The organism is uncultured Caldilinea sp. (assembly GCF_937128415.1).
In the GTDB taxonomy this organism is placed as follows: Bacteria; Chloroflexota; Anaerolineae; order Caldilineales; family Caldilineaceae; genus Caldilinea.
Genome location: NZ_CAKZMJ010000082.1, coordinates 1 through 5,000, shown reverse-complemented (window position 1 = coordinate 5,000; position 5,000 = coordinate 1). Strand labels below are relative to the sequence as shown.

Sequence of the window (5,000 nt, the reverse complement as noted above, 5' to 3'; positions counted from 1 at the left end):
TGATAGCGCACCGGCGCCTGCACATGCACAGCGTCGGCTCCACAATACATCGCTTCCACGATCTGACCGTAGCGTTGCGCCAGAAAGCCGCGGCGCAATTTGCGCGTGCGCGTCATCTCGGCCTCATCGGCGTCGAACTCCTTGTGCATCAACACAAAGCGACGAACGCGGGCGGCTGGCGGCAAGCTGGCGTTGACCTCGCGCACCGAGCGCGCGATCAGCTCATACACTTCGGGTTTCTGCGAGAGGTCCAGGAAGGTGGTGTAGCTGATGCCTTGCTTTTCCGCCCAGTTGCCGACGTTCTCGAAGTCGATGATGACCAACGCAGTGACAAAATCGCGGTTCTGTCCGACCGCCATCACATCGCGAATGTAGGGGCTGAATTTGAGACGACCCTCGATAAACTGCGGCGAGAAGCGTTCGCCGTTGGCGAGCGTCACCATGTCTTTGACGCGATCTAAATAGATGATGTGGCCGTCCGGGTCGAGGTAACCGGCGTCGCCGGTGCGGAACCAGCGCACCCCCTGCTCATCGACCAGCAGCGCCTTGGCGGTGGCTTCCGGGTCTTTGTAATAGCCCTGAAAGACGTTGGGGCCGCCGATCAGAATTTCGCCGTCCTCGGCGATGCGCACCTCGATCCCCGGCGCGGGCTTGCCGACGCTGGCGAACTTGATGTCGTTGTCCCGGTGCACTGTGGCGCCGCCTGAAACCTCCGTGGAGCCATAGATTTGCTTCAGGTTGACGCCCAGGGCATGAAAGAAGCGCATGGCGTCGGGGCTGAGCGCGGCGCCGGCCGTGTAGGCGGAGCGTAGCCTCGAGAACCCCAACTGGTCGCGCAGCGGCGCAAAGAGCAAGAGATCGCCGAGCCGATAGAGCAGGTTGAGCCCCAAGCTGACCGGTTGACCGGTGATGCGCCGGTCGGCGACCTGATAGCCGATGGGCAGAAACCATCGGTAGAGTTGGCGGTAGAACCAGCTCGCCTCGTTGATCTTGACCTGCACCATGCCGACCAGGTTGTCCCAGAGGCGAGAGTTATAGAGGATGCCTTCCGGCGCGATTTCGCGCACGTTGGCGCGCACCGTCTCCGGCGCTTCGGGGAAGTTCATGATGATGCCGAACATCACGTGCGGCGCGACGCCGAGCACGTGCTCGGCGATCCAGCCGAGCGGAAGCAGGCTAACGTGATTGTCGGTGTCGTAGCGAGGGTCCACCTTGTGAAACGCTTCGGTGGCGTAGATCATGTTGGCGTGCGTGAGCATGGCGCCTTTGGGCAGTCCGGTGGTGCCTGACGTGTAGCAGAGAATAGCCAGATCATCCCCGCGCCCGGCGGCCACCTCCTGCTCGAACCGCTCCGGCTCTCGTTCGCGCCGTTTCCGGCCAAGCGCCTGCACTTCTTCCAGAGAGATCAGCCAGGGCTCCCGATAGTTCCAAAGGCCGCGATCGTCCCAGTAGATGACCCGCCGCACCTTGGGCAGGCGTTCACGGACGTCCAGCAGCTTATCGCACTGCTCCTGATCCTTGGCGAAGACAAACGCCGCATCGCTGTGATCGACGATGTAGGCGATTTCATCGCCGCGTGCATCGGTGTAAAGGCCGACTTGAACGCCGCCCACCGCCAGCAGCCCTAAATACGCCCAGAGATAGAAACGGTCGTTGTCGCCGACGGTGGCCACGCGATCCCCGCGTTGCATGCCCATCTCGAGCAGCCCCAGCGCAATGTCGCGCACCTGCTCATAGGAATCTTGCCAGGTGAATTCTTGCCAGATGCCGAACTCTTTCTGGCGCAGCGCCACTTTGCCTGCGCCGTATTGGCGCACGCGTGCAAGAAAATATTGGGGAATCGTCTGCGGTGTTTCCATCATGTCTGACCGAGATATGCACGGATCACGGCGGGATTGTTGCGCACCTCATCCGGCGAGCCTTCGGCGATCTTGCTGCCAAAGTCGAGCACGAGCACGCGATGGGAGATGTCCATCACCAGCCCCATATCGTGCTCGATGAGAATGATGGTCACGCCGCGTCGCTCGTGCACGTCGAGGATGAAGCGCGCCATGTCCTCTTTCTCTTCAATGTTCATGCCGGCCATCGGCTCGTCAAGCAACAGCAATTTCGGCTCCAGCGCCAGGGCGCGCCCGAGCTCCACGCGTTTGCGCAGCCCGTAGGGCAACGCGCCGACGACGGCCTTGCGAATGTGGGCGATTTCGAGAAAGTCCATGATTTCTTCGACGACGCGGCGGTGCCGAATCTCCTCCCGTTGGGCAGGTCCCCAGTAGAGGGCGCTGGCGAGCGCGTTCTCTTTAATGTGAATATGGCGCGCCGCCATCAGATTTTCGAGTGTGGTCAACCCTGTATAGAGCGCAATGTTCTGAAAGGTGCGCGCAATGCCCAGGCGCGCAATCTGATGCGTCGGCGTTTTCACAAGATCATGGCCCTCAAAAAGGATCCGTCCTTGCTGGGGGCGATAAAACGCGCTGATGCAGTTGAGCATCGACGTCTTGCCCGCGCCGTTCGGCCCGATGATGGCAAAAATCTCATGGGGAGCAACGTCGAAGCTCACCTGGTTTAACACGGTTGCGCCGCCGAAACTCAAAGAGACATCTTCGACGCGCAGCATTGGATTGCGATCGGACATGCTCGTGCGTGGTTGTGAGACAATGCGCCGAACAGAGCAGCTATGGATCGGCCGTCGACGCTGTTCTAGACGCTGTTCTAATAGTTAGCTCAATTGAATCGACCAGGAATTTGGAGCGAGGCAAAGCATACCACAGGCTGGCGCGTCGATGCAAACTGTGAAAAAGCTGTCAGGCGCTGCTGTGGCTATCAAAAACGTGGATGCCACTCCCAACCGTGCACTTGCCTACAGGGGACGTTCTCCTCAGTAGGGTTGGGCAGCCTGATCGGCGGCGCAGCGTATATGCCGGCCTGCTAGAGGAGTGCGCCCCCACATCGTTCACTACCCTCGGAGCGCTTTGGGGGGAACCAGCAACTTCAGTTGCCCGCAGCCCCAGCGCAACACATTCCACTGCGGAACGTCCGCCGCAATGTGGGCCACAGCCGCCGTGGGGAGGCGCACGAAAATGGTTTCCGGCGCCGGGCCGCACAACCCGGACGTCAGCTCCTCCATGCCAGGGTTATGACCGACGAGCGCCACGTGCTCCAGCTCCTCCGGCAGATTTTGCAGCAGGGCGAGCAAGGTCTCCGCCGAAGCCAGGTAGATGGACTCTTGCCAGATGGGCTTGACTTTGCCATTAAGCTGGCCGAGCAACGCCTCCACGGTTTGCGCCGTGCGCGCAGAAGGGGAGCTCAACAGCGAGTCAATCGGAGGGTCCAGTCGCGCAATCAATGCGGCCATGCGCGCTGCGTCCTTGCGACCACGGTCGGTGAGCGGACGGTCAAAATCATTCGCATAGTGTTCAGGTCGTTCAGCTTTAGCGTGTCGCCAGAGAGTGATGTATTTCATAGAGCGCCTCCACAATGCTGCCTGGAATGAGATTTCAAGGGGAAGCCATGTTTGTCGCTTGAGAATTCGCCGGTTGAAAAGAGGTCAGCCGAAAGACGCGCACAGCTGCGCGATAGTAGTCCACCAGCTGATCCATGGTCGCCCGCCAGGAGCGGCTGCGCGCATGCGCAAGCGCATTTTCGGCCAGTCTATTGCGAAGCTGTGGGTTGTCGCGCAGCCGTTCGATCAGCGCTCGCATTTCGTGAGGACGCTCCGGATCGTAGAAGAGGCCGTTGTAGCCGTCGATCACGGTGTCCAGCACGCCGCCTGTGCGCGCCGCGATGACCGGCAGCCGACAGGCCATGGCCTCCAACGCCACCAGCCCGAAGGTCTCCGTCGTCGATGGAAAAATAAAGGCGTCGGCGGCGCGATAAGCCTCCACCAAGGCCTGGCCGCGCAGATACCCTGTCATCACGGTCGGCGTGTCGGCGAAGACCTTGCGCAGGCGCTGGTGGCTGGGGCCGTCGCCGATCAGGGCAAGACGAACCCCTTGCGCCGGGAAGAGCGTCTCCCGCAGCAGTTCAAGCTGCTTTTCCGGCGCCTGTCGCCCAACATTGATGACGAGAAAGTCGTCAGGATGACCATCGGTCAGCCAGTTGCGCACCTCCGGCTTTGCCTCACCGGGCGTGAACAGGTCGGTGTCGATCCCGCGCTTCCACCAGCGCACGCGGCGAAAGCCATGCTGTCGCAGTTCGCTGCGAACCGTCGTTGAAGGACATAGATTGACGCTGGCCTGATTGTGCAAGATGCGCAGATACGACCAGACGATGGGAACGACGAAGCCGAAGCCATAAAATTGCGCGTAACGGGGCAGGTCGGTGTGATAGGAGGCGACCGTCGGCACCTTGAGCCGGCGCGCGTAGGAGAGACCAAAAGGGCCGAGGATCACCGGATTGACGACGTGAATCAGCTCTGGCTGAAAGGCCTGGAGCTTTTCCCAGACAAAACGCCGTGGGATATTGATGCGCAGCTCCGGATAAAAGGGCAAGCGCGGGCCGCCGACGCCGACGATTTCCGCTCCTGCATATTCCTTGGGTCCTCCGGGAGGGCCAAATAAAATGACCTGGTGTCCTTGCTCTTGCAGACGTTGCAACAGCAGGCATAGAATGCTCACGATGCCGTCGATCTTGGGCAGAAAAGTCTCCGTGAAAATGGCGATTCGCATAGGTTTCCCCGCCCAAAAGCCATGATTCATCCGTTGCGCGATCTTCATCGCTGCATTGCACTCGCCGATCAGCGCAATCTTATCACAAGCGGAGCGGGCCGCCATAGAATGAATTTCAAGAACGCTCGAACGTTTATATTGAACGTTCACGGGGAACGTTAACAATGAACGTTAACAATGACTTGCTACAATGTCTCCGCTCAATTATGCTCTTGAGGAAGCGCCGCAAATTCCATAGAAGTTACACAGTGATGGGTGTTGCGGCCCTCACCCCCTGGCCCCTTCTCCCAATGCTGGGAGAGAGGGAGGAGAACGTGCGGCTCGCAGCCGCACGTT

At 60.1% G+C, this 5,000-nt stretch carries 4 protein-coding genes (1 of these 4 running past the window's edge); all 4 read right to left on the bottom strand.

Going from position 1 to position 5,000, the window contains the following annotated elements:
• Window positions 1–1,862, bottom strand: the 5' portion of a protein-coding gene (locus Q0367_RS15470; RefSeq protein ID WP_297638574.1) for an AMP-binding protein. 61 nt of this gene lie to the left of the window's left edge; 1,862 of the gene's 1,923 nt are visible here — the first part of the coding sequence; it begins with the start codon at window positions 1,860–1,862; the stop codon falls past the left edge of the window.
• Complete coding sequence (locus Q0367_RS15465) at window positions 1,859–2,632, bottom strand: ABC transporter ATP-binding protein (RefSeq protein ID WP_297638577.1); 774 nt, start codon at window positions 2,630–2,632, stop codon at window positions 1,859–1,861. The genes Q0367_RS15470 and Q0367_RS15465 overlap by 4 nt, the downstream gene beginning before the upstream one ends.
• 321 nt (window positions 2,633–2,953) lie before the next feature.
• The gene (locus Q0367_RS15460) at window positions 2,954–3,460 is read right to left on the bottom strand and encodes a histidine phosphatase family protein (RefSeq protein ID WP_298983307.1); all 507 of its coding nucleotides are present in this window, start codon (window positions 3,458–3,460) and stop codon (window positions 2,954–2,956) included.
• Between the two features lie 34 nt (window positions 3,461–3,494).
• Complete coding sequence (locus Q0367_RS15455; protein ID WP_298983305.1) at window positions 3,495–4,664, bottom strand: glycosyltransferase family 1 protein; 1,170 nt, start codon at window positions 4,662–4,664, stop codon at window positions 3,495–3,497.
• Between the last annotated feature and the right edge of the window lie 336 nt (window positions 4,665–5,000).

Coding starts and splice junctions, on each gene's coding strand:
- Q0367_RS15465 (WP_297638577.1), bottom strand. CDS start 2,632: ATGTCCGATCGCAATCCAATGCTGCGCGTCGAAGATGTCTCTTTGAGT.
- Q0367_RS15460 (WP_298983307.1), bottom strand. CDS start 3,460: ATGAAATACATCACTCTCTGGCGACACGCTAAAGCTGAACGACCTGAA.
- Q0367_RS15455 (WP_298983305.1), bottom strand. CDS start 4,664: ATGCGAATCGCCATTTTCACGGAGACTTTTCTGCCCAAGATCGACGGC.